Raw genomic sequence first — 26,564 nt, forward strand, 5'->3', positions numbered from 1 at the left:
TGTTATGCAATGCTTCCCACACGTACGCGGGGCGCTGCTCCTCGTCCCCTGTCTCATCGCGCTCACCTGCGCGCTTACGGGCTGTGGGGCGACCCAGTCGACCGGGTCTGCGGCTTCGGTGCATACGGCGTGGGTGACAGCGGTGCGTACCAATGACCATGCTGCGGCGCTGACCGTCGTGGCTCCGGAATGGTCGGAAGGAGCGGTCGCGCAGGTCGTGCTGACAATGCAGGATCAGCTCCACAACCCGCGCTCACGCACCGGAGCCCTGCGCGAACTGACCATGCTTGACCCAACCGACGCCGGGGCCGGCATGACCGGTGTAAGCATCTGGGCGTTCACGGAGGTGACCTGGTGCTACCACACCCGGATGGCGGCCAGTCCGTCCGGGTGGGTCGTGACCCACTGGGGGACGGGCGCGTGCCCGCCCGGTCTGCGACAACCCTGGGAGGAGGAACCGAGCTCATGATCCATCCATGGATTTTGTGGCGGCTGGAAGTGCCGGCGGAGGCGTGCGTGCTGGATAGGGACGCCTGGCAGGCGGCGGTACGGCTGCATCTGCGCTATAGCGCGGTCGCGGCCATGACCCTGCGTGTCCGGGGACGGGAGCAGGCGTATGTGACGCTGGAAGGATGCGAGGGCTGCTTGCGCCAGGCCTGTCGTCCCGGCTGTCGCTCGGCCCTCTTCCGACGGGTGCTGACCAGGTCACTGCCAGGCAGTGACCTGGGCCTGGTCGCGGCCCCGCAAGGGCTGGCGACCCGCCCCACCGAGCGGGTTGTGGTGCTTTGGCCCGGGCGCACGGCCCGGCCATTTGAACTGACCCGTTGGGACGAGGCCCGGCTGATCGTCTCTTGGACGGGGTCGCGCCAGGTGCGGGTGGGGGCGTTGCTCGCGGTCGAGGACGATGGCCCCGATCCAGCCGAGGTCGCACGGGCAGCCGGGTGGTTGGTGCTGCCAGGCAGCGGGCTCTTCGGCCCCCGCCTGGCTCGTCAGCCCAAACCGACCCCGCGACGCTGGCTGGGGGCCCGCTGGCCGGGCGCGGTACCCCTTTTGTTGACTCCGTGGGTGGGCGGCCAGCCTGGCTCTGCCCTCGCAGGCGACGCTGACCTGGCCGCATCGCCCCAGGTGTGGGAGTGACAATCGCACGTGCACGGCGTGCCCGCGCTGGTGCTGCGCACCTCATCAGGAAAGGGTCTATGGCTTCTTCATCTTCCGCCGTTCCGTCCACCCCGTCCGCTGCCGCGTTACCGCGCATGCGGTTGCAACCGCGCGATGTCGCGATGCTCGCCTCGCTCGCTGAGGCGCGGTATCTGACCGCCTGGGCGCTTGAATGGCTCCATTTTCCGAGTTGGCGCACCCGCTATCATGCGGCCGTGACGGCCGGTACGGTCAGTCGGTATCAGGCGAGCTCGAACCTCTATCACCGACTGGGGTTGCTGCAAGCGCATGGCTTGATCATCCGGTTGGCCCGGATCGCCGATAGTTTGACGGTACGGGTGCGGCGCAGTGCCGATGCGTATGCGCTGACCCCGCTGGGGGCCACGATCCTGACGGAATATGGCCCCCTGGAACCAGAACAGATCTGGTGTGATGATCATCGCAGCAAAGCCCTGCAAAACTTTGAGCATCGGATCGCGATTGGCGTCTGCTACGCCGCCTTGCGGGCCGAAGCCACCTATCGTCACCGGACACTCACGCACTGGCGGGGCGATCATCAGTTGGCACGCCAGGCCTACGACCGCGTCCCGATCAGCGGCCAACGCGACCCCGAGCCGGTCTTGCCGGATGCCACCTGCCTCTTCGACGGCGAACGTCTTGTGCTCGAACTCGATCGCGGCACTCGCCCGCTCCGCTCCTGGTACCGGAAAGCTCAGGCCTACGACGCCTACCAGGGCCACCCGTTGTTGCAGCAACGCTATGGCACTGCTCACTTCCGCGTGCTTGTGGTGGCCCCGAGCATGACGCGCCTGCAGCGAATCGCCGAAGAAGTGGTCAAAGTCAACCGCCAAACGGCGGCGGACTATCTCTTTCTGCCCGAAACCCATGTGCATCCGACGACCATTCGCCGGGGTTGGTTCGGCATCGGCACCGTGGTGTGGACAACCAACCAGGTCGTCGATCGTCTTGTGGAGCAACCGCAGGTCACGCTGGCCCCGAGTCACCTCTGGGAGCCAACACCATCATGAGTACCCTGGCGCCACTACCCCCCAGGCCAACCCGCCGCCCCCTCGCCCCACAGACGATCCAGGAACAACAGAGCCGCTTGGTGAGCCTGGCCCTGCTGCTCATCCTGACTGGCCCCGGGGCGCTCATGCTGGCGGGGCTTCTGGCGGCCTTCGTGCAGGCGGATCGGACGCAACGCCGCGCCCGCTGGTGTGCCCTGCTGGGCCTGGCGGGCCTGGGGGTCATCGCCTTCCGCTGGGGCCATCTGGGGGCCACGCTCGCCAGTCTGACGCGCACGACCCAGCCCTTGCTCGGCTACCTGCAACCCTCGCTGATCACCCCACCGCCCCCAGCCGCGCTGCCGGCCCTGTTCGCCCAGAGTTGGCCTGACGTGAGGCACTTCTGGCTGACCATGCTCCTGCTGGCTCCGCTGCTGGCTCTCTATCTCCAGAACACCCGCGTCAAGACGGCGGAAGATCGGGAACGCGAACGCCTGGCGCGTGATACCGCCCGCGCTCAGCGAGCGCTGCAACGGGCGCAGCACCAGTGCGCCACCGCCCCAGACGCTGCCGGTGGATCACTGGTGCTCGGCGTTCCGTTGGGTGGCGATCTTGCCTGGAGCCACGGGGCCTGGTTTACCTACCCAGCGGCCAATCTGGGCCGCCACCTGGTGCTGATCGGCGCGAGCAACACGGGCAAGACCGAAACGAGCAAACGGCTCGCGTATGGGGCGGCCCGCACGTACGGCTGGCGCGTCTTCTATCTCGATTGCAAAGGGGACGAAGCGACCGCTGCGGAATTCACGACCGCGATGCACACGGCGGGGATCGCCCATGTGGCGCACTTTCCGAGCACCACCTATGACGGCTGGCGGGGCGACAGCACCGCTATCCTCAACCGGCTCTTAGCCGTGCTCGACTACACGGAACCCTACTATCGCGATATGACCAAGCTGTTGCTCAGCCTGGCCGTGGATGCCCCACCCGGGCCGCCGCGCTCGAGCGAGGAACTGCTCGCCCGCCTCCGGCTTGAGCACCTGCTCACCCTCTACCGTGGGCACCCCGAAGCCCAGGAGTTGACGGGGTTGCGCAAGGAAGACGCCCAGGCCGCCGCCAACCGATACCGCTCCTTCTTTCGTGCGCTACGGGGCGGCCTGGATGGGAGGTGGGCGTTTGAGGACGTGGCGGCTGGGTACTTGCTGCTCAAAGGCCTGGAATTGCGTGACCAGACCGCGAGCCTGGGGCGCTACCTGCTGGAAGATTTCGCCCACTATGTTGCGGTGCGCAAACCGCCGGACGAACGGGTCTTGCTGATCATCGACGAGTTCCCGGCGATTGCGGTGGGCGGAGCCAACGCCGCCACGCTCTTCGAAATGGTACGCTTCCGGGGGGCGGGGGTCATCGTCACAGCGCAGAGCTATGCGGGCATGGGCAGCGACGCCGATCGCATCCTGGGGGCGGCAGGCGGGGTCATCTTGCACCAGTGTGCCGATCCCGAACGCCTCTTGCCCCGAGCCGGGCTTCAGGTCAGCTTTCAGCGGCGGATCAGCGTCGCCGAACGGGGCATGGGGCGGGGCGTCAAAGAGTACGCGTTAGGCGAAGGCAGCCTGGCGGTTCAGGACAGCCTGAAGATCCACCCCGACATGGTCAAACGGCTGCAACCGGGGGAATGTGTCGTGATTGCGGGCGGCGCAGCGCAACACATCCGGGTCAGTCGTGTCCGCCCACCGCGCCGCTCACCGCGCCGCTCACCGCGCCCCCCTCGGCCCGCTGCGCCTCCGGTGACACCGCCGCTGATCACCGACGGCATCGCCCTCGACGACGCCACCCGGCAGCGCTGCCGCACGGTTGCGGCCCGCCGGATGCCGCCTCGATCATCGCCCGCCGTGCCCAGTCCACCCCCCGAGGCCCCCGCTGCGCCTACCCCTGATCCGGCCCCGCCACCCCCTCGCGCTGGTGGGCCCACCCCACCGCCGGAAGCGGCTGCCCCCATATCCGGCCCGGCCGCACCGCCTTCCTTGCCCCGCCCCGCCGACCCTGGGGGCAGCGACATCGCTGAATACTGACGGCACGGTGGGGGTGGTGTTGGCAATGCGGAGACAGCGATCCGTGCAACGCTCCGCCTCAAGGGCAGCGTCAGCCTCAGCGTCAACCTCGTGTTCAACCCCAACGTCGAGCCCTGCAACCCCGGCGTTGGCCCCAAAGCCAGCTCCTGCGCCCGTGACGCAGGGGTACCACGCAGGGGCCAACGCTGCGGCTCGCGCAGCCCAGCGAAGCGTTGTCTCGCATCAGGACGCGGTGCAGGGGTGGGCGAGCGACCGTACACTTCCGCACGTAGCGTCATCCAGCCCCGCCCCGGTGGCGCGTGCGGTGGGCGGGGTGGTGATCACCGGGTTATCCCGTCGCCTGCGCTGATGACGGTGCTCGGCGTCGCCTGCGCTGACGGTGGCCCCGGGTCAGCGGCGCGTGGCCGTGGTCGCGATGATCACTCGTTGCCTGTCAAGGCGCTGCGTCAGGGTGCAAGCGACGCGATCATAGAGCACGCACCAGGCCAGGACGTGGTGGGTGCAGGGCGCACGACATGGACAGGGCCGGGCCACACCCGTGGTTGGCGTGGTCGCTGCCTTGGTGGTAATCCCACAACCATGCGCTAAAAGCCAAGAGTCAAACGGGGCGGATGGGTACTAACAGACTAAGTGGATTGTCTATACGCGTGGTCGCGGCGGCGGCACGGGGCTGACCGGGCGGCCTGGGGAAGGGGAGGTTGTCATGGCTCACCGTCGTTGCCTGTCGCTCGTGCTGGTTATCCTGTTTGCTCTGGGGTTACCGATGCTGGTGCCCCAGGCTGCGTCGATGGCTGTGCCACCGGTGCTGGAAGAAGCACCACCTCGCTCGTTGCCCATCGTGCCGGAGCCACTGAGCTTCGATCTGCGCCCGCCGACCGCGCTCGGGCACAGCACCACCGCGTTGCCGCAGGTGATTGCTGGTGGTAATACGACCTGTGTGATCAATGCCGCTGGGCAATTGTACTGTTGGGGGGCATGGTCAGGGATACCAGAGGATCTCGGGTTGGTCAGCCAGGTCAGCGTGGGACGCTTGCACACCTGTGCGGTGACGGAGGCGGGGGCGGTGCGCTGCTGGGGGGACAACAAAAACGGCCAGGCGACGGTGCCAGCCGACCTCGGCGCGGTCAGCCAGGTCAGCGCAGGTGATAAGCACACCTGTGCGGTGACGGCGGGCGGCACCCTACGCTGCTGGGGGTGGAACGACTACGGCCAGGTGACGGTGCCGGACGACCTCGGCGCGGTCAGCCAGGTCAGCGCGGGTGGGTCTCACACCTGTGCGCTGACGGCGGGCGGCACCCTGCGCTGCTGGGGGCGGAATGACGACGGCCAGGCGACGGTGCCAGCCGACCTCGGCGCGGTCAGCCAGGTCAGCGCGGGTGGGTCTCACACCTGTGCGGTGACAACGGATGGGGCGCTGCGCTGTTGGGGCTGGAACGAGTATGACCAGGCGACGGTGCCGGGGGGCCTCGGCTTGGTGCGCCAGGTGAGCGCAGGTACGTGGCACACCTGCGCGGTGACGGTGGCCGGGGCGTTGCGCTGCTGGGAAAGCAACAGGGCTGGCGACCAGGCAGTGGTGCCGGACAACCTGGGCGTGGTGAGCGAGGTGAGCGCAGGTGAGAGGCACACCTGCGCGGTGACGACGGGGGGAAGTGTGCGCTGCTGGGGGTACAACGGGAACGGCCAGGCGACGGTGCCGGGCGACCTTGGTCTGCTGGGTGAGTTCGGCACGGGTTCGTATCACACGTGTGCGGTGATGACGACTGGGGCGCTGTCCTGCTGGGGGAACAACTGGTATGGTCAGGCGGTGGTGCCGGGCGATCTCGGCACGGTGGCTCAGGTCAGCCTGGGTTATTATCACACCTGCGCGGTGACGACGGGGGGAAGCGTGCGCTGCTGGGGGGACAACCAGTACGGTCAGGCGAACGTGCCAAGCGGCCTTGGCGTGGTGCGTCAGGTGAGCGCAGGTACGTGGCATACCTGTGTGGTGACAACGGGGGGAAGCGTGCGCTGTTGGGGGGATAACCGGTACGGTCAGGCGGTGGTACCGGATGATCTTGGCACGGTGGTTCAGGTCAGCCTGGGTTATTATCACACCTGCGCGGTGACGACGGGGGGAAGCGTGCGCTGCTGGGGGGACAACCAGTACGGTCAGGGGAACGTGCCAAGCGGCCTTGGCGCGGTCAGCCAGGTCAGTGCGGGTGCGTATCACACCTGTGCGGTGACGACGGGGGGAAGCGTGCGTTGCTGGGGGCATAACGGGTGCGGTCAGACGATGGTGCCGCACGATCTCGGCATGGTCAGTCACGTTAGCCTGGGTTGGGCTCACACCTGTGCGGTGACGGACAATGGAACCTTGCGTTGCTGGGGGCAGAACATTGACGGTCAGGCGATGGTGCCGGTTGACCTCGGCATGGTCAGTCACGTCAGCCTGGGTTGGCTTCACACCTGTGCGGTGACGGCGAGTGGGATGCCGCGCTGCTGGGGGCAGAACATTTACGGTCAGACGACGGTGCCACGTGATCCTATGACGGTGCGGATGGCGACTGTCACTGGTCGGGTTACGTTGCCTGGCGGTGGCCTCGCAGGAGTAGAACTGTCCGAAGGTGTCCAGACCACCGTGACTGATGCCAGTGGATTCTATACGCTCACGGATGTACTCCAACGTCCGATTACGCTTACTCCCTCGCTCGCAGGGTATCGCTTTACCCCGGAGGCCCGCACCCTGGTGTTGAAGAGTGATCGGAGCGGTCAGGATTTTGTGGCTGAACAGGGCGAGGGTTTTACGATTCAAGGGCGCGTTATCCTGGATCACCGGGGCCTCCCTGAGGTGCGTATCACGGATGGCATTCGCAGCGCAGGAACGGATGCGACGGGGGCGTATACGCTGACGGATGTTCCGTCAGGTACCTGGACGCTGACGCCGACCCTCGCAGGCTACACCTTTACCCCGACGACCCAGACGATCACCGTGACCGGGGATCTCGATGGGCAGGACTTCACGGCGACGCTGCTGACCTTCCCGGTGATGGGCCGGGTGACAGTGGACGGCGTGGGCCTGGCTGATGTCGTGATCAGTGATGGGACGCGCAGTGCGACCACCGACAGCACGGGCGCGTACACGTTGACCGACGTGCCCTATGGCACGCATGTGCTGACGCCGACGCTGGCGGGGTACACCTTTACCCCGGCCACCCGGTCAGTAACAGTGACGGCAGCGCTGACAGGCCAGGATTTTCTGGCGCAGGCGGCGACGCTGCTGACCTTCCCCGTGACAGGCCGGGTGACGGTGGATGGGGTGGCATTGGCGGATGTCGTCATCACGGATGGCACGCGCAGTGCGACCACCGACAGCACGGGCGCGTACACGTTGACCGACGTGCCCTGTGGCACGCATGTGCTGACGCCGACGCTGGCGGGGTACACCTTTACCCCGGCCACCCGGTCAGTAACAGTGACGGCAGCGCTGACAGGCCAGGATTTTCTGGCGCAGGCGGCGACGCTGCTGACCTTCCCCGTGACAGGCCGGGTGACGGTGGATGGGGTGGCATTGGCGGATGTCGTCATCACGGATGGCACGCGCAATGCGACCACCGACAGCACGGGCGCGTACACGTTGACCGACGTGTCCTATGGCACGCATGTGCTGACGCCGACCTTGGCAGGGTACATCTTTACCCCGACGACGCGGACGATCTCCGTGACCGAGGCGCTACGCGATCAGGACTTCGCGGCGACGCTGCGCACCTTCCCGGTGACGGGGCGGGTGACGGTGGATGGCGTGGGGTTGGCGGAGGTGGTCATTACGGACGGCACGCGCACCGTGACGACCACGGATACCGGCTTCTATGTCTTGATGAGCGTGCCGTATGGGACGCACATGCTGACCCCGACGTTGGCGAGGTACACCTTTAGCCCGGCGACGCGCATGATCTCCGTGACCGAGGCGTTAAGCGATCAGAACTTCGCGGCGACGTTGCGCACCTTCCCAGTAACGGGCCGCGTGACGGTGGATGGCGTCGGCCTGGCGGATGTGCTCATCACGGACGGCACGCGCAGGGCCACGACCGACAGCACGGGGGCGTACACCCTCACGGACGTACCCTATGGGACGCACGTGCTGACGCCGACGTTGGCGGGGTACACCTTCACCCCGACGACGCGGACGATCTCCGTGACCGAGGCGCTACGCGATCAGGACTTCGCGGCGACCCTGCTGACCTTCCCGGTGACGGGGCGGGTGACGGTGGATGGCGTGGGGTTGGCGGAGGTGGTCATTACGGACGGCACGCGCAATGCCACGTCCGATAGCACCGGGGCCTACACGCTGACCGACGTGCCGTATGGGACGCACGTGCTGACGCCGACCTTGGCGGGGTACACCTTCACGCCGACGACGCGGACGATCTCCGTGACCGAGGCGCTGATGGGCCAGGACTTCACTGCCAGCGCGACGACGGGGCAGATCCGTGGGCGGGTATTCACCCACCGCGGTGGCCTGGCGGGGGTGGTGATCACGGATGGCACGCGGAGCGCGACGACGGACAGCACGGGGGTCTATACCCTGACGGGCGTGCCGCAAGGGACGTGGACGCTCACGCCGACGCGGGAGGGGTATGCCTTTACCCCCGCGACGCGGACGGTGACGGTGACGGGTGACCTGGAGGGGCAGGACTTTGTCGCAATTCCGGTGGTGACGGTTGACCCGCTCCTCCATGTCAACTACCTGGACGGGGCGCCGGGGAGTACCTTCGTGCTCAGCGGGTTGCACTTCCCGGCCGGGGCGCGGCTCCAGGTGCAGGTCAACGGGGTCGTCCTCGATCCGCCCTTCATGGCCGATGCTGCGGGGCGCTTCACGCTGCTGTTGACGACGCCACCCGAGGCGGCGGCAGGCCAGTATGTCGTGGTGGTGAGCACTGTCCCGGTGGCGCAAGAACGGCAGGTGCAACCGAGCCGTGTGGTACGCCAAACCGCGTACGAACTGGTCACGAGTGGCCCAGCGGCGGTGGTACGCTTGCCGCTGGACGAGGTGGTTGCCCCTGAACGGACGGTACCGGCGAGCGTTGAGCCGTTGGCCGAGGTGCCACGGGTCTATCTCCCGCTCGTGCGCCGCTAAGCGGGCCGCTGCGGATGCGAGCCGGGCGACCTGCGCCTGGCCCGCATCCACGGCCCCGCCGGGGCTACCTTGTGTGAAAAGCCGCCCCCGATATGCAGAGGCCGGTCAACGAAAGTCCCTGCTGGGTTCTCGCTCCGGTGGCTCGTCGAGCCACGCGGGGGGGATCTGGTGTGCCCAGGCGACCAGGCTGGCCGCTGTTGGCGGGGTGAGCGCCAGGATCGCCGGGCCATTGGCGACGGTGCCGTAGACGGGCAAGGGGACGCCAGCGTGTTGCCGGGGTTCCTGGGTCGCATCGTGATCATCAGGGGTGCAAGCCACGACAGCGAGCTAGCCTTGGGGCGAGACGTTCTCCAGGTCGTGCGCCGGGGTCTGGATCAAGCCGGGGTATCGGTGGACGGGTGCGGGTTTATCCGTATGCGCTGAGCTGCTGGCGGCATGCGTCTGCGGGCTTGCCCGCAGACGCCCTCAGCCCCAGCGTCAACCTCGTACGTAACCCCAACGTTGAGCCCTGCAACCCCGGCGTTACCCCCAACGCCAGCCTCTGCGCCCGTGACGCAGGGGTGTCACGCAGAGGCCAACGCTGCGGCTCGCGTAGCCCAGCGAGGCGTTGCATTGCATCAGGACGCGGTGCAAGGGTGGGCGAGCGCCGATGTGTCTGCGCCCGCAACGTCATCTAGCCCCTCCCCGGCGGCGCGTGCGGTGGGTGGGGTAGGTAGGCGATCATCAGCGGGTTGGTCTAACGCCTGCGCTGATGACGGTGCTCGCCATCGCCTGCGCTGACGGTGCCCCTGGGTCAGCGGCGCGTGGCTGTGGTCGCGATGATCACTCGCTGCCTGCCGAGGCGCTGCGTCAGGGTGCAAGCGACGCGATCATAGAGCACGCACCAGTCCAGGACGTGGTGGGGGAAGCGTGTACGGTAAGGACACGGCCGGGCCACGCCCGTGGTTGGCGTGGTCGCTGCCTTGGTGGTGATGCCGCAACTATGCGCTAAAAGTCAAGAGTCAAACGGGAAAGATGGGTACTCATAGGATGAAAGATATGTAATGCATGGTCGCGGTGTCGGCGTGGGGCTGACCGGGCGACCCGTGAATATGGAGGCCGTCATGCTCTATCGTCGTTGCCTGCCGCTCGTACTGGTCATCCTGGTTGCCCTGGGGTTGCCCCTGCTAGTGCCCCAGGCTGCGTCGATGGCTGTGCCACCGGTGCTGAATAAATCACTGGTTCTCTCGTTGCCTGTTGTGCCGGAGTCGATCAGTTTGGATCTGCGTTCACCGACGGCGCTCGGGCTCAGCACCACCGCGCTGCCGCAGGTGGTTGCTGGTGGCAATACGACCTGTGTGATCAATCTCGCTGGGCAATTGTACTGTTGGGGTGCCTCTTCTAATGTGCCAGCCGACCTTGGTGTGATCAGCCAGGTTAGTATCGGACGTAGTAAGAACGATAGGAGTAGTTCTTTTCATATCTGTGCAGTTACGCTGGCAGGCGAGGTGCGCTGCTGGGGGGGTAACGGTTCGGGCCAGGCAACGGTACCGGACGACCTTGGCGCAGTGCGCCAGGTCAGTGCGGGTGGACATCACACGTGTGTGGTGAGGGCGGACGGGATACTGCGCTGCTGGGGGGCGAACACTGATTTGAATGGCACCTATGTTGCTCAGGCGACGGTGCCGAGCGACCTCGGCGTGGTCAGTCAGGTTAGCGCAGGTGAATATCACACGTGTGTGGTGAGGGTAGACGGTACGGTGCGCTGCTGGGGGTTGACTAAGTACGGCCAGGCGATGGTACCGAGCAACCTTGGCACGGTGCGCCAGGTCAGTGCGGGTTGGTTTCACACCTGTGCGGTGACGACTGCTGGGGCGCTGCGCTGCTGGGGGGCGAACACTGATTTGAATGGCACCTATGTTGGTCAGGCGACGGTGCCCGGCGATCTTGGTGCAGTCAGCCATGTTAGCGCGGGTGCTGGTCATACGTGTGCGGTGACGACTGCTGGGGCGCTGCGCTGTTGGGGGTCGAACATTGATACTGATTGGGTTACGCGCAAGTATGTTGGTCAGGCAACGGTGCCGAGTGATCTCGGCGCAGTCAGCCATGTTAGCGCGGGTGAAGATCACACCTGTGCGGTGACGGTGGACGGGGCGCTGCGCTGCTGGGGAGGAAACTTGTATGGTCAGGCGACCGTGCCGGGCGACCTCGATGCGGTCAGCCAGGTCACCACGCGTTGGGGTGGCACCTGTGCGGTGACCGCAGGGGCGCTGCGCTGCTGGGGGGCGAATTGGTATGGACAGGCGGAGGTGCCGGCTGACCTCGGTGCGGTGCGCCAGGTGAGCGAAGGTGGCGAACACACGTGTGCAGTGACGACGGATGGGGCGTTGCGCTGCTGGGGGTACAACCGGTATGGTCAAGCGACGGTACCGGACGACCTTGGTGCAGTCAGCCAGGTCAGCGCGAGGGAATATCACACCTGTGCGGTGACGGCGGATGGGGCGGTGCGCTGCTGGGGGGATAACGGTTCGGGCCAGGCAATGGTACCGGACGACCTTGGCGCGGTGCGCCAAGTCAGCACGAGTTCGTCACACACGTGTGGGGTGACGACGGATGGGGTGCTGCGCTGCTGGGGGTACAATCAGTACGGCGAGGCGACGGTGCCGGGCGACCTTGGCGCAGTCAGCCAAGTCAGCGCAGGCAAGTCGTACACCTGTGCGGTGACGACGGATGGGGTGCTGCGCTGCTGGGGGCACAACCAGTACGGCGAGGCGACGGTGCCGGGCGACCTTGGCGCAGTCAGCCAAGTCAGCGCGGGGGAATATCACACCTGTGCGGTGACGACGAGTGGGACGCTGCGCTGCTGGGGGTGGAATGACTATTTTCAAGCGACGGTGCCAGGCGCTCTCGGTGCGGTCAACCAGGTCAGCGTGGGTGGGTATCACACCTGTGCGGTGACGGCGGATGGGGCGGTGCGCTGCTGGGGGAACAACTGGTACGGCCAGACGACGATTCCCCGCGATCCGTTGAAGGTACGCGGCGCGGCGCTCCTGACTGGTCAGGTGACCCTGCATGGGCTCGGGTTGGCCGATGTCCGCATCACGGACGGGACGCGCACGGTAACGACCACCGCGACGGGAGCCTACACGCTCACGGACGTACCCTATGGCACGTATGTCTTGACGCCGACCCTGGCAGGCTACACCTTTACCCCGGCGACCCGGATGATCACCGTGACCGGGGATCTCGATGGGCAAGACTTTGTCGCCACCCTGCAGACCTTCCCGGTTCGTGGGCACGTCACGGTGGATGGGGTCGGCCTGGCGGAGGTGGTGATCACGGATGGTACGCGCAGTGCCACGACCGATAGCACCGGGGCGTACACGCTCACGGACGTGCCGTATGGGACGCATGTGCTCACGCCGACGTTGGCGGGCTATACGTTCAGCCCGGTGACGCGGACGATCACGGTGACGGCAGCCCTGGCAGGCCAGGACTTCGCGGCGACGCTTCGCAATGTTGCACTGCCGCAGGTGATCGCTGGTGGCTATCGAACCTGTGTGATCAACCGCGCCGGGCAATTGTCCTGCTGGGGTCACAATTCTGATGTGCCGAGCGACCTCGGCGCGGTGCGCCAGGTCAGTCTGGGTTGGGGTCACATGTGTGCGGTGATGATGGACGGCGTGCTGCGCTGTTGGGGAAGGGACGACGACGGCCAAGCGATAGTGCCGGATGAGCTCGGTGCGGTCAGCCAGGTCAGTGCGGGGAGCTATCACACCTGTGCGGTGACGACAGACCGGACATTGCGCTGCTGGGGGCGGAACACTCAGAATGGCATCTTCATAGGCCAAGCGACGGTGCCGAGCGACCTCGGCGCGGTCAGCCAGGTCATCGCGGGCGATGCGCACACCTGTGCGGTGACGGTGGACGGGGCGCTGCGCTGCTGGGGGAACAACGGCAACGGCCAGGCGACGGTGCCGGGCGGCCTCGGCCCAGTCAGCCAGGTGAGTGCAGGTACGTGGCACACCTGCGCGGTGACGACGGACGGGGCGCTGCGCTGCTGGGGGTACAACGGGAACGGCCAGGCGACGGTGCCGGACGACCTCGGCGTCGTCAGTCACGTCAGCCTGGGTTCGGATCACACCTGCGCAGTGATGGCGGGTGGGGCGCTACACTGCTGGGGGAGCAACCAGTATGGCCAGGCGACGGTGCCGGGCGACCTTGGCGCGGTGGATCAGGTGAGCTCGGGTAAGGAACACACCTGTGCGGTGACGGTGGCCGGGGTGCTGCACTGCTGGGGGAATAATAACCTCATGGGCGAGGTGACGGTACCAGGCGACCTCGGCGCGGTGGATCAGGTGAGCGCGGGTAAGGAACACACCTGTGCGGTGACGGTGTCTGGGGTGTTGCACTGCTGGGGGAGCAACGGAAATCGTCTGTACACAACTCGCCAGGCGACGGTGCCAGCCGACCTTGGTGCGGTGGATCAGGTGAGCGCGGGTGATGCGCATACCTGTGCGGTGACGACGGACGGGGTACTGCACTGCTGGGGGCAGTACCGAACGGTGCCGAGCGACCTCGGCGCCGTCAGTCAGGTCAGTGCGGGGAGCGCGCACACCTGTGCGTTGACGACGGATGGGGTGCTGCGCTGCTGGCCGGAGAACATCCACGACGGGGCAACGGTACCAGCCGACCTTGGTGCGGTGAGCCAGGTCAGCGTGGGTGGCTCGCACACCTGTGCGTTGACGACGGACGGGGTGTTGCGCTGCTGGGGGTGGAACCTGCCCGGACAGACAGACGTGCCAGACGTGCCGGGCGACCTCGGCGCGGTACGCCAAGTCAGCGTGGGGAATTCATACGCGTGTGCGGTGACGGCGGACGGGGCGCTGCGTTGCTGGGGATCCAACGCATACGGCAAGACGGATGTGCCGGGCGACCTCGGCGCAGTGGATCTGGTGAGTGCGGGTAGGGAACACACCTGTGCGGTGACGGTAAATGGTGTGCTGCGCTGCTGGGGATCTAATGGGGCAAGCCAGGCAACGGTGCCGGGCGACCTCGGCGCAGTGACCCAGGTTAGCTTGGGTGAGATGCACACCTGTGCGGTGACGGTCGACGGGGTGCTGCGCTGTTGGGGATCGAACGAATACGGCCAGACGACGGTGCCACGTGATCCGTTGAAGGTACGCGGCATTGCGCTCCTGACTGGTCAGGTGACCGTGAATGGGCTTGGGTTGGCCGATGTCCGTATCACGGACGGGACGCGCACGGTGACGACCACCGCAATGGGGGCCTACACCCTCACAGATGTCCCCTATGGGACGCACGTGTTGACGCCAACCCTGGCGGGCTACACCTTTATCCCGGCGAACCGGACGATCACCGTGAGCGGCGATCTCGATGGACAAGACTTCGCCGCCACCTTGCTCACCTTCCCCGTGACGGGGCGGGTGACGCTGGACGGCGTAGGCTTGGCCGATGTGGTCATCACGGATGGCACCCGGAGTGCCACGACAGATAGCACGGGGGTATACACGCTCGCCGATGTGCCGTATGGCACGCACGTACTGACACCAACCCTGGCGGGGTACACCTTTACCCCGACGACGCGGACGATCTCCGTGACCGAGGCGTTACGCAATCAGAACTTCGCGGCGACGCGGCTGACCTTCCCGGTGACGGGGCGGGTGACGGTGGATGGCGTCGGCCTGGCGGATGTCGTCATCACCGATGGCACCCGGAGTGCGACCACCGACAGCACAGGGGCCTACACGCTCGCCGATGTGCCGTATGGCACGCATGGGTTGAGCGCAATGCGGGCGGGCTACACCTTCACGCCAGCGATCCGCACGGTGATGGTCACGGAAGCCCTGGCAGGCCAGAACTTTGCGGCGACGCGGCTGACCTTCCCGGTGACGGGGCGGGTGACGGTGGACGGCGTAGGCTTGGCCGATGTGGTGATCACGGATGGTACGCGCACCGCCACGACCGATAGCACGGGGGCGTACACGCTCGCCGAGTTGCCGTATGGTTCGTATGTGCTGACCCCAACGTTGGCGGGGTACACCTTCACACCAGCGCAGCGCACGGTGCTGGTGAGGCAAGCGTTGGGAGGCCAGGACTTCGCCGCGACGCAGCAGACCTTCTCGGTGACGGGCCGGGTGACAGTGGAGGGTGTGGGCCTCGCCAGTGTGAGCATCTCAGATGGGACGCGCACTGCCGCGACCGACGCCAACGGCTACTATACTCTCAGCAGTGTTCCGGCGGGCATCTACACCCTCACGCCCTCGCGCAGCGGCTACAGCTTCAGCCCTACCAGCCTGAGTGTCACTGTCAGCAGCAGCCTCACCAACCAAGACTTCACGGCCACACTTTTGACCTATAGCGTGAGCGGGCGGATTACCAGCGGCGGCGTGGGGCTCGCCGACGTCACGGTCTCGAACGGCACTTACAGTGCTATCAGTGACGGTAGCGGGAACTACAACCTTAGTACTCTGCAAGCAGGAAGCTATACCCTGACCGCCACCAAAGCCGGTTGTTCGTTTATCCCATCCTCAGTGCAGATCACGCTGCCACCGACGACGAGCGATCATAACTTCACGGCCATGTGCAGCACACCTGAAGCCACCTGGACGATGCTGCTGTATCTGGCGGGCGATATAGAAGATGGCGGGAAGCAGATAAATGCGTTTACCCTTGTACGAAACCGCTTGCGCCAACACTTCCGCAACTCCTCTGTGCGTATCGCCATTCAAATTGATGGCCCAGGCAGCAATGACACGCGGCGCTACCTCATCAGCCCGGGTACAGAAACGACTGCCCCTCAGGAAACAGAGATCCTTATTGATGAACAGGCAATGGATACGCCCCAATCCCTTGAGGCGTTCCTTCTCTGGGGACAGGAGCAACTCCCTGCGCAGTACTACTACCTGGCAATTGCCAATCATGGCCAGGCCATTCAGGGGATCGCCTGGGATCATACCAGCGACCATCGCGATGGATCGCTCGACAACAATGCCTACCTTACTCCGGTGGAGATCCGTCAGGCTCTGAGTGCCCCAGGAGTGGAGCCGATCGCAGTGTTGCACCTAGACGCATGCTCGATGAATCTGATCGAGGTGGCGTATGAGGTGAGAAACCAAGCACGCCTGCTCATTGCATCGCAGTACATTAGCTGGAGCTACTATGCATATGACGAATATCAGCGCCTCATTACCTCAGCGACGACCCCCGCCGATCTCGCCCGCGGGATCACCATATCCTATGCCAGCCGGGCTCGCGCTGACAAAAACCCATTTACGATCTCAGCCCTGGATTTACAGCGGGTTGAACCAGTAGCAGCGGCGGTAAATGCTCTCGCTGCCGAGTTGAAGGGGTTGGTCGATGCAGATCAGGGCTATGCAGTGCTCCTGGATGAGGTCTGGCGAGCAAGTCGCAAGTTTACCAGCAATCAGGACTATTTCAATAACGAAGACGACGAGTATATCGATCTGCTCGATTGGACCACGCGTATTCGGGCAACGATCAGCACTCCTGGAGTGCAGACTCACGCGACCACGCTGATCACGGAGTTAACGGGGCCTCAGCCATTTATTCTGAAAGACGCAGCGTTTGCTCAGAGCAATGCGTTGCGGCCCCAATGGGGTGGCGGGGCTTACATTGATTTGACGAATAGCTCTGGGGTCTCCATTTTTTACCCGCAACGCCACGATAGTGTCGCCTTTGACCACTACATCAACGATCGCCTCTTTACCTTCAGCAAGGAGACTCGCTGGAAAGATTTCTTGCTCGCTGGGGTAGGGCCGCTGCCCCCGCCAGGGGAAAACCTTCGGCCGCTTCCCGGCCCACTCGCGCCACTGGATGTAGAGTATCGGGTGTTCTTGCCGCTGACGATACGCTGACGGTCACACATGTTCGATTGGTGCCCTGGAGGGAGTAATGCATCTATTCCGTCGCTCACAGCTCTATCTCATGGCAGCCCTGCTGCTTACGCTGCTGCCGATCACGGGGCTACCGGCGCAGGCTGCCGCCGAGGCTCCCTGGCAGCCCGCTGCGCCTGTGGCCCGTCGCGATCACACCATAGCGGCCGCTGCGAATCGTGTCTTTCTCTTTGGGGGCTTCGCGGCCAGCGGCACCCAACGCCACCTCAATGATCTCTGGAGCTGGGACGGCAGCACATGGAGGCTGATTGCCCAGGAAGGGCCTCCCCCACGACGACGGGCCGCCATCGCCTACGATGCAGCCCGGGGCGAGTTGGTGCTCTTTGGCGGATGGAATGGCAACAGCGAGCTTGGCGACACCTGGATCTGGAATGGGGCAAGCTGGAGCCAGCGCATCCTGACGCCAGCCCCCCCGGCACGTCAGTACCATGCGATGGCCTACGATGCGGCCCGTCAGCAGGTAGTGCTCTTTGGGGGCAGCGGTGGCGGTGAACTGAGCGACACCTGGATCTGGAATGGGGCAAGCTGGACCAAGCATACCCAGACGCAACTTCCTTTGGCTCGCCAGCAACACGCTTTGGCCTATGATGCCGTGCATGCACAGGTAGTGCTCTTTGGGGGTCTGAGCGGGAGCACACGCCTGGAAGACACGTGGGTGTGGGACGGCACGAGTTGGGGTTTGCAAGCATCAGTAGCGGGCCCCGCAGCCCGCACTGGGCTTGTGTTGGCGACCAGTGCGCGTGGCGTGCTCCTGTTCAGCGGCGATGATGGCACTAATCTGCGGAACGACCTCTGGGAGTGGGATGGGGAGGCGTGGAGACAGGCGACAGACAGCCCTGGGCCTGCGGCCCGCGTCGGAAGTGCTGGGGCTTTTCTCGCCGATAACCAACAGGTTATCCTCTTTGGAGGCAGCGGGATGAGCAGCCTCCTTGCCGATACCTGGGCCTGGGATGGCGTGACATGGTCGATCAAACCAGGCCAGCTTACCCCCTCCGTACGCAGCCAGCATGCACTTGTCGATGATACCGCGCGCGGGCAGATCATGCTCTTTGGCGGGACTGACGGGAACAACGCCCTCGCCGACACCTGGACTTGGGAGGCGGCGGCTGGCTGGCAGCAGCGCACCCCCGGGCAGGCCCCCAGCCCCCGCTTCGGCCACGCCCTGGCGTATGACCCACTGCGTGAACGCGTGATCTTCTTTGGAGGGTTCAATACGACCAGCCGTAATGACACCTGGGAGTGGGATGGACTGACCTGGATCCAGCGAGCACCACCCCGATCACCGCCACCACGCTGGGGCCACACGCTGACGTATGACACGGCGCGCGGGCGGCTCCTGCTGTTCGGCGGTGCCTCCAGCACGACTGGCTTTTACAGTGATCTCTGGGAGTGGGACGGCACGACATGGACGCAGCTTACCACATCCCAACCGCCTCCCGCTCGCCGCAATCACGCGGCGACCTATGACAGTCTGCGCAGCCGCCTGATCATCGTTGGCGGCTACCAACTTAGTGGCAGCACGCCCACCTACTTTGATGACACCTGGGAGTGGGATGGCGCGACCTGGATCGAGCGGAACCCCCTTACTAGACCACCGGGCCGCTTCGGGCACACCTTGGTCTATCAGCGGGCCCAGCGGCGCACGATCCTGGTCGGCGGGAGCGGGGCTACGACTATCCCTGATACCGTGTGGGCGTGGGATGGCATCAACTGGCAGCCGCTCAATGCGGGCTCCGTCCCCCAGGCCCGCTCATTCCACGCTAGCACCTACCAGTCCGCGACATGCCGAACGCTGCTCTTTGGCGGCATGGGCAGCGAGGCACTGGCTGATACGTGGCAGCAGACAGCAGCTGTCTGTACGCCGGCCCCGACAGCACAGATCGATAGTCTCGACCCCAACCCCGCCAACCGCAGCGAGGACACGATCACTCTGATCGGGAGCGGTACTGTGGCCCTGGGCACTGGGCTGAGCATCACTAGCTATCGCTGGCTACTCGATGGGCGCACTATGCTAGGCAGTACCGCCATGATTACCGTAAGCGGCTCCACCCTGGCTGTTGGCAACTACACCGTATCAATGGAAATCCAAGATAGCGCTGGCGTGTGGTCATCGCCCGTGACACGTACCCTGCAGATTATCGACCACCCAAATCTAACGGTAAGCCTGGAGGATATCTCGGCCACACTGGTTAGCGGGGAACAGACTGAACGAACGCTGACGATCGGCAATACAGGTGGGAGTCCACTCAACGTCCAACTCAGCCTCATGGTGGGCGCCGCTGCAACAGCAAGTATGGGTGAGTACCCGACACCGGAGCGCACGACGATCAGCCTCCCGCGCGTCTCTAGTTTGACTCCAGGGCTCGACCCGCGACTGCGCCCCTTTGTGACAGCGCAAAGCTCGGGCCATGCAACCTTTCTCATCTTTATGGATCGGGTCGCCGATTTGGCACCGGCCTACCAAATCACAAACTGGCGTGATCGGGGTCGCTTCGTAGTTCAGCGACTCCAGCAGGTCGCCACCGAGAGTCAGACCAGCATACTCGCCTACCTCCAACATCAGCAGGAGTTAGGTGCCGTAAGTAGCTATCGCTCGTTCTACAGCCTGAATGCCGTCGCGGTCACTGGCGATGCAGAGACTCTCCGTCATCTGCTGACCGAACCCACCATCATTGCAATCACTATCAGTGAGGTGTTTTCACTCCCAACAGCCGCACTTGCACCAGCCCAGGTCGTGGCTCAGACGAGTGGTGTGCGCTGGAACATTAGCCGCATCGGTGCTGATCGAGTCTGGACCGAACTGGGACTGCGGGGCGAAGGAGTGGTTGTCGGTGGGCTCGACACGGGGGTGGCCTATGAGCACCCGCTCTTGCGCCAGAATTATCGGGGTCTCCAGCCTGACGGCAGCTACGACCACACGTATAGTTGGTTCGACCCTACTGATACGTTTCCGAATAGTCCTGGCGACAACCAGGGGCATGGTACGCATACGATGGGCACCATCGTTGGATCCGATGGCATTGGAGTAGCGCCAGCTGCCCGTTGGATTGCGGCCAAAGGCTGCGCTGGAACCGGATGTCAGGATATTGATCTGCTTGCCAGTGCCGAATGGTTGCTTGCCCCCTATCCAGCGTTCACTGGCCCGGCGGCCGCAAACCCTGACATGCGCCCAAGGGTGGTCAATAACTCCTGGGGTGGTGCAGGCGGACGTCCACTCTTTGAGCACATTGTTTCAGTCTGGCGTGCAGCCGGAATCTTTCCGGCCTTTGCGGCAGGCAACTGTGGTGTTGCTGCGCGGGGCTGTCAACGTATTGGTGACGGAAGCATCGGCTCACCGGGCGACTATGCCGAGAGTTTCGCCTCGGGCGCAACCTATGCCAACGATGCGCTCGCTGATTTCAGCAGCCGGGGTCCATCGTTACTGACCCCCAACACCAAACCCGATCTTTGTGCGCCCGGGCATGATATCGAGTCGAGTATCCCGGGTGGAAGCACACTACGCTTGTCAGGCACATCAATGGCTAGCCCCCACACCGCCGGGACGGTGGCGCTCATCCTCGCTACGCGGCCGGGGTTGGACGTTGACCAGATCGAAGCGATCTTACGGGGTACGGCCACCGACCTCGGCCCAAGTGGGCCAGATCCATCTTTTGGCTATGGCTTGCTCAATGCCTATGCGGCAGTGCGAGCAGCCCAGAACGGTATGGCATGGGTTCGTCTTCCGCAGACCTCTGCGCTGATTTACCCAGGTTATGAGCTTAGCCTGCCTATTACCTTTGACGCCCGTGGGCTCCCCGCAGGGCGGTACCAGGCGACCCTTCTGGTACACAGTGATGACCCCAGTCAGTCCGAAAGTCGGATCCAGTTACAACTCTCAGTCCAGGCCTCTGCCCAGAAACAACGGGTGTTGATCTCGCATGTGACAGCCTCTGGGATGTTGGTGCGCTGGAGCGCCCCGGATGGGAAGATCGCCCGCCTGGAATATGCTCTAGACGCAGACGGACCATGGAACCATCTGGCTGGCGTAAGTGGATCCGTCGCCGGCGAAACGTTCCTAGTTTTGCGAGGGCTGCAATCCGACACAACCTACTACCTTCGGTTGATTGCCGTTGATGGAAGGGTCGAAGATAACCGAGGTCGCTACTACCAGGTCACTACGAGCCCGCCGTTACCGTTTGGAGTCATCAAGGAGTCGTCATACGCCGTCTATCTGCCACTGATGCAGCGCTGAATGTTGCCGAGAGACAATCCAAGGAGAACACCATGTCATCCACTTCTTCGCACGCTCACTGGTTCATATGTCTATTGATCGTGGTCATGTTCGCAGGTGGGGCTCTCGGAAGCGCCCCGCAGGTAGTGGCACAGAATCCAAAGCCCGCCGACACCAACTTGATCCTGTCTGGCCAGATCAACCTCGCCCCAAGCGTATACGTCTTCGCCCAGAGCAGCACCGCTTTTGGGATCTACTATCTCAACGGCAGCGATTGGCAGTTGATTACCTCGATTCCAGTCAGTGCGGTCACCGTGGACAGCGTACATGCCAAACTCTCGCCAAACGGGGCCAACGTCGCATACATGGTGACAGATGGCGATACGGGTAATAGTGCACTCTACACCTCAAACCGCTTCGGCATCGGGATCACGCTGGTCTACAGTAGCGTCGAGCCCAGCATGGCCGTGACGTCATTTGCTTGGCGCGGGGACGACCAGGTCGCTTACACCCTCAAGCGCGGGCCGTTCGCCGCCGAAGCCAGCAATGGCACCGCCGCCAATCCTGCGGAACAGGCCGCCGATAGCCCCTACGCGGGTGAAGTCTGGCTGAGTAGCTTGGATGGGATCGAGCAAACCCAAGTCGTGAGCCAAACGGCTGGCCTGGTCATCGGCAGCCTCGATGCGAACGCGCCGATCTACTACACGGCGGTCAATACCCAGACCGAGACGTTGATCGGCCTCAACAGCATCGCCGCTGACGGGAGCATCGCCGAACTCTTCCGCACCCAGGTGGACGAGCAAGGGCAAGGCACGGTGTACCACTCCTTCGATCTCGTCCAGACCGCACCAGGGGTGAGCAAGCTTGCGATGGTTCACACCGCAAGCGCAGGTGATAGCCCCTTCATGGTTGCGAGTACCTTGAGTACGGCCAATCTGGATGGCTCGAATGTACAGTCAGTGCTTAACTCTGACGGGCTTATTCAATCTGCGCAATGGTCGCCTAAGGGCAGCAAAGTCGCCTATGTGACTGCTCAGGCTCAACTCTTCACGTTTGATCTAGCCACAACCAGCGACACCCTGGTTGGTAGCGGAGTTCAAAGCGCAATTCAGTGGGCATCTGACGAAGTGGGTATCGTAACAGTTGCTGCGCTTGATAGTGCGACCACACCCTTTGTGCATGGCGCATCAATGCTGGCCTTAAATGGGCAGGAACTTGGCACCCTCTCAACCAATGCCACGATTCAATCTACGCGCACCCAGGAATTTCGTATTCCAAGCACCGTACCCTTCATTCATCAAGTCTACGATACGATGGATAACGTTGGCGGCTATTGGTCGTGTGGGCCGACATCAGCGGCAATGGTTCTCGCCTACGCTGGGTTGCTGCCAGCACGATCTGATACGGTCAATCCACAGAGCCAAATGGTCAACGGAAGGATGATCAAGGGACCAGTAGGGCAGCGTACCAGTCCGTATGGGTGGTACATCTCTGAAGATTTTACGAATGCCAGAGGTCATCGATTCAACAACCCTGGAAATGACAGTGATTCTCGATGGTTCTACAAGCAGGATATCAAAGGGTTACACGGTGCTGCTACGCGTGGTGGATTGGCAAGCATTGAGTGGATACGGGCTAATATCATGATCCCGTTCGGTGTGGATTATTTTGTCCCCCAGAATGCCAATTTAAACACTGTGGTTGCGGCGCTTGATCGCGGCAATCCGGTAGTTATACATTCCACGAACAAGGGACATCTGATGGTCGCCGTTGGCTATAATCGCTATAGTAACGGCGATGTTCGTCTCGTAGTAAACGACCCCTTTGGTCGCGAGATAAACGGGAATTACTATACCAATGGGGGGTATCCGAACACAGAAGGATCGTATATCGAGTACACATGGGCGCAGTTCCCGGTGACTCATATGCTAGAGGCAAGAGTCAGTGAGCGGATTATTCGTCCTGACCAGTGGCGGGGAGAGTATTATAACAACACGAACCTCTCTGGCACGCCTGCACTGGTGCGTGGTGACGACGCCATCAACTTCGACTGGGGCAGCGGCAGCCCGCAGGCCGGTGTGGTCAACGCCGACAACTTCTCGGTACGTTGGACCAGGGAAATCGATCTTCACTCTCACGCCGTCTACCGTTTCTCAACCTTCTCAGACGATGGCATCCGACTGTTCATCAATGATCGTCCGGTGCTCAACCGCTGGGATAACCACGCACGTCTAGCAGTCCAGACCGACGTCTATCTCCGCGCAGGCAAGCACAAAATTAGGGTGGAGTACTACGAGGCATGGGGCGGGGCTACCGCTATCGTTAACTGGTGGATGGCTGGTTCCTCGCCCGATAATTGGACTGGCAGTTACTTCAACAACACGACGCTCAGTGGCGACCCGGTCTTTCTGCGCCAGGATCCCAGCATTAACTTTAACTGGGGCCGGGGCAGCCCCGGATCGGGCGTGAATAGCGATAACTTCTCGGTACGCTGGACGCGCAGCCTGTACCTGCCCGGTGGTGCGTGGCGGTTCTATACGAGCAGTGACGATGGCAGTCGGGTCTTCCTGAACAATAGCAGTCAGCCAGTCGTCAACCAGTGGTGGGATCATGGCGCACGAACCGAATACTCAGGCTACCAATACCTCAATGCTGGCAACCACGATGTGCGCGTTGAGTTCTACGAGCGTTGGGGCGACGCTTCAATGGCCTTCGGTTACCAGCCCAAGATCTGGGCCGAGTATTACGACCAGCCGAACCACCGTGGCACCAAGCGGACTGCCGTCCTCAGTTCTGTAGACCAAAACTGGTGGTGGGGCGGGCCGCATAGTGCGTGGTGGCAGACTCAGGATAGATTCTCGACGCGCTATACCTGGCCAGTCAACTTAGCAGGGGGGGAATATAAGATCTGCGTCGACTCAGACGATGGCTTCCGGTTCTTTGTTGACGGACAGGTGAAGATTGACTATTGGCAAGATAATAATTCGCAGATCTGCCGAGTTGTGTCGATCAACGCAGGGTGGCGTACCTTCCGCATTGACCACTATGAGAACCAGGGTGGCGCACGCATACGGATGACCTGGGGACGCAATAACGGAGTTTGGTACGGCGTTGCCCAACCATCGCTGCAGAACACTGACGAGGTGGTGTACATCACCGACGATCAGGCAGCGCTCGCGATAGTGACCCCGGCTACAGTAAACACAATGGAAGAATACTTCCAGTTGATGCATGAGCAGGGCACCCTAGGCCCGGGCATTGAAGCCACGGAGCAGTCATTTACCCAGATCTGGCTACCGCTAATTCAGCGCTAGCAGTCTGTCAAACCTCGTTTGATGAATAGGAAGAGTCTTTTTCGGGGAGGGCTTGTCCTCCCCGAAACCGTGGTACTTCACGCGAAGGTTCGAACAGAAAGTGGATCCCCTGAGTGGATTCGGGGCTCCCGGTCGAATCGGAACGGAAAACCCCAATAAGCGAAATCATGTACCTCAACCCTGACTCGTCGTCGTGGTGTTGAGCGGATGCCATGCGTTCTGGGTGATGGGTTCTTGGAGGGCGAAGGTGGAGCGGCCCAGGACATAGGTGAGCAGCGCGAGACGAGCTACGTCGCTGCCCAGTACCGCGTGGCCAGTGGCGCGAAGATGATCCAGGGCTTGCTCCATGGAGAGGGTGTTCCAGACAATGATCGCGTTCACCACGAGACCGAGCACCATAAACTGATCTTCTTGCCCTTCACGGTAGCGTTGGCGCAATTCACCCCGGTGCCCGTGGAAGACCACCCGGACCAAGCGATGGCGGCCCTCGCCGCAGTTGCGTTGGGTCAAAATCCGTCGGCGGTACGCTTCGTCGTTGAGGTAGTTCAGGAGGAAGAGGGTCTTGATCACCTGCCCGAAATTATGGAACGTGCGTGCGATTTTTGTGGACTGATTGCCGCGCTGGAGGGTGCGCATCAGCGTTTCGATGTGGCAGGATCCCATCGTCAGCGAACCAGCAATGCGCAGCATGTCGTCCCAGTGCTCGACGATGTGCTGAGGTCGGATACGATGGGTCGCCAGGTCGTTTAGCACGCCGTCGTCAGCTTCGCGGTCGATGCGCCAGAAGCGCACGCCGCCAATGTCGCGTAGCCGGGGCTGAACTGGAAGCCAAGCAGCCAGAGCAGTCCAAAGATGATATCGGTGTACGCTCTGGTGTCGGTCATAATCTCGCGGGCATGCAGTGGGGTCTGCTAGCCGAGCAGGACGCTGAGTAACACCAGGGGGTCACGTAGGTTGCCGGTGACAACCATGCCGTGCAGCCCACTATACTGATCGGCGGTAAGGTCGTAGAAGGTGATACCACGCTCCTTCCCGAAATACTCCGGGTTTGAGGCGGCATGCACGGTGCGCAAGGGCACCACGAAGCGTACCCCATCGGCGGAAGCGACCTCACCATTCCCCCACTGTGCTGGGTGAGCGGGAGCTGACGGTGGGCCTCAACGAGTTGGGCATTGGCCTGCTGGAGCGTCTCGCTGCGCACAAAGTGCTGCTGCACCCAACGGAGCCGATCATCGTCGTGCGGCGGTAACCGGGCCGCCGTGGATGCGGGCAGGGCCGAATGATCACTGCCCGCATCCACGGTCCCGCCGGGCCTATCCGCCGCCCCCGCGTTCGAGCGGCTCGTCGCGCCACGCGGCGGGGTGTCAGCCAGTGGGTGCGCCCGGCTCATCGGGGTGCCTGGGCCTGATGGCACATGGGGCTACGCCTCGCCCGCTTCCACGCATGTCCCACACCTTGGGCAAAAGCGTGCGTCTGCGGTGAGTTCAGTATGACAGCCAGGACAGACGGGGTACGGTGGGGTACGTTGTGGTCGATCAGGCTGCGCCTGACTGGGCGCTCCATGGGGGTGAGGCGCTCCGTTCCCGGTCGTGCTCGTGGACGCGGCATGGTGGGCACGGGGCGGCGCTGGCATCCGGGCGGTCGCCATGATCTGGGCGGCAAGCTGCGCGCGATCATAGGTGCGTTGCCAACGGACACGCAAGAGCGGCAACCCGATCGCGGCAAAGGTCGTGTCCACAAAGGCGTCCCGTTCCTGGCGATCGCGACGCTGATGCGACGCATC

11 protein-coding genes and 2 pseudogenes are annotated in these 26,564 nt (G+C 63.5%); 9 read left to right on the forward strand and 4 right to left on the reverse strand.

The genetic code is table 11. The annotated features are described in order from the left end of the window. The first annotated feature begins 4 nt into the window (after positions 1-4). From A9Q02_RS15120 to A9Q02_RS15145, 6 genes are all read left to right on the forward strand, one after another. Positions 5-469: a hypothetical protein gene (locus tag A9Q02_RS15120; protein WP_097653927.1), complete on the forward strand. Its 465-nt coding sequence runs from the start codon at positions 5-7 to the stop codon at positions 467-469. Next, positions 466-1,137, forward strand: coding sequence for a hypothetical protein (locus A9Q02_RS15125; protein ID WP_097653928.1), 672 nt, complete (start codon positions 466-468; stop codon positions 1,135-1,137). Before A9Q02_RS15120 ends, A9Q02_RS15125 begins: the two co-directional genes overlap by 4 nt. 59 nt (positions 1,138-1,196) lie before the next feature. Further along, positions 1,197-2,186 (forward strand): replication-relaxation family protein, encoded by a 990-nt coding sequence (locus A9Q02_RS15130; RefSeq protein ID WP_097653929.1) that lies wholly within the window; start codon positions 1,197-1,199, stop codon positions 2,184-2,186. Beyond that, positions 2,183-4,228, forward strand: coding sequence for a type IV secretory system conjugative DNA transfer family protein (locus tag A9Q02_RS15135; RefSeq protein WP_097653930.1), 2,046 nt, complete (start codon positions 2,183-2,185; stop codon positions 4,226-4,228). The genes A9Q02_RS15130 and A9Q02_RS15135 overlap by 4 nt, the downstream gene beginning before the upstream one ends. A gap of 240 nt (positions 4,229-4,468) precedes the next feature. Continuing rightward, positions 4,469-4,816 carry a hypothetical protein gene (locus tag A9Q02_RS15140; protein ID WP_141508936.1) on the forward strand — a complete coding sequence of 116 codons (348 nt, stop codon included), beginning with the start codon at positions 4,469-4,471 and terminating at the stop codon, positions 4,814-4,816. 115 nt (positions 4,817-4,931) lie between these two features. Then, on the forward strand, positions 4,932-9,341 hold the full coding sequence (locus A9Q02_RS15145; protein WP_097653932.1) for a hypothetical protein: 4,410 nt from the start codon (positions 4,932-4,934) through the stop codon (positions 9,339-9,341). 105 nt (positions 9,342-9,446) lie between these two features. Here A9Q02_RS15145 and A9Q02_RS15150 read toward each other — a convergent pair whose 3' ends face one another. After that, complete coding sequence (locus A9Q02_RS15150) at positions 9,447-9,659, reverse strand: hypothetical protein (RefSeq protein ID WP_097653933.1); 213 nt, start codon at positions 9,657-9,659, stop codon at positions 9,447-9,449. Between the two features lie 725 nt (positions 9,660-10,384). On the opposite strand from A9Q02_RS15150, the gene A9Q02_RS15155 reads away from it, so the two are divergent. The 3 genes from A9Q02_RS15155 (at position 10,385) to A9Q02_RS15165 (ending at position 24,781) form a co-directional block, all read left to right on the forward strand. Continuing rightward, positions 10,385-17,218, forward strand: coding sequence for a clostripain-related cysteine peptidase (locus tag A9Q02_RS15155; RefSeq protein ID WP_097653934.1), 6,834 nt, complete (start codon positions 10,385-10,387; stop codon positions 17,216-17,218). A gap of 37 nt (positions 17,219-17,255) precedes the next feature. Beyond that, on the forward strand, positions 17,256-21,488 hold the full coding sequence (locus tag A9Q02_RS15160) for a Kelch repeat-containing protein (protein ID WP_245860561.1): 4,233 nt from the start codon (positions 17,256-17,258) through the stop codon (positions 21,486-21,488). Positions 21,489-21,613: 125 nt separating this feature from the next. Beyond that, complete coding sequence (locus A9Q02_RS15165; protein WP_172451017.1) at positions 21,614-24,781, forward strand: PA14 domain-containing protein; 3,168 nt, start codon at positions 21,614-21,616, stop codon at positions 24,779-24,781. Positions 24,782-24,955: 174 nt separating this feature from the next. Here A9Q02_RS15165 and A9Q02_RS15170 read toward each other — a convergent pair. The 3 genes and pseudogenes from A9Q02_RS15170 to A9Q02_RS24670 form a co-directional block, all read right to left on the reverse strand. After that, positions 24,956-25,863, reverse strand: a pseudogene (locus A9Q02_RS15170) (Tn3 family transposase). Positions 25,864-25,913: 50 nt separating this feature from the next. Then, a pseudogene (locus tag A9Q02_RS25345) lies at positions 25,914-26,171 on the reverse strand (Tn3 family transposase); the annotation flags it as partial. 30 nt (positions 26,172-26,201) lie between these two features. Beyond that, positions 26,202-26,564: DUF2726 domain-containing protein (locus A9Q02_RS24670; protein WP_216361529.1), on the reverse strand; the 363-nt coding region annotated here is incomplete at its 5' end.

Source organism: Candidatus Chloroploca asiatica, assembly GCF_002532075.1.
GTDB classification, from domain to species: domain Bacteria; phylum Chloroflexota; class Chloroflexia; order Chloroflexales; family Chloroflexaceae; genus Chloroploca; species Chloroploca asiatica.

Bases quoted from the DNA above. Each gene is read 5' to 3' on its own strand.
- A9Q02_RS15145 (WP_097653932.1), top strand. From the start codon at position 4,932: ATGGCTCACCGTCGTTGCCTGTCGCTCGTGCTGGTTATCCTGTTTGCT.
- A9Q02_RS15155 (WP_097653934.1), top strand. From the start codon at position 10,385: ATGCATGGTCGCGGTGTCGGCGTGGGGCTGACCGGGCGACCCGTGAAT.
- A9Q02_RS15160 (WP_245860561.1), top strand. From the start codon at position 17,256: ATGCATCTATTCCGTCGCTCACAGCTCTATCTCATGGCAGCCCTGCTG.
- A9Q02_RS15130 (WP_097653929.1), top strand. From the start codon at position 1,197: ATGGCTTCTTCATCTTCCGCCGTTCCGTCCACCCCGTCCGCTGCCGCG.
- A9Q02_RS15120 (WP_097653927.1), top strand. From the start codon at position 5: ATGCAATGCTTCCCACACGTACGCGGGGCGCTGCTCCTCGTCCCCTGT.
- A9Q02_RS15125 (WP_097653928.1), top strand. From the start codon at position 466: ATGATCCATCCATGGATTTTGTGGCGGCTGGAAGTGCCGGCGGAGGCG.
- A9Q02_RS15135 (WP_097653930.1), top strand. From the start codon at position 2,183: ATGAGTACCCTGGCGCCACTACCCCCCAGGCCAACCCGCCGCCCCCTC.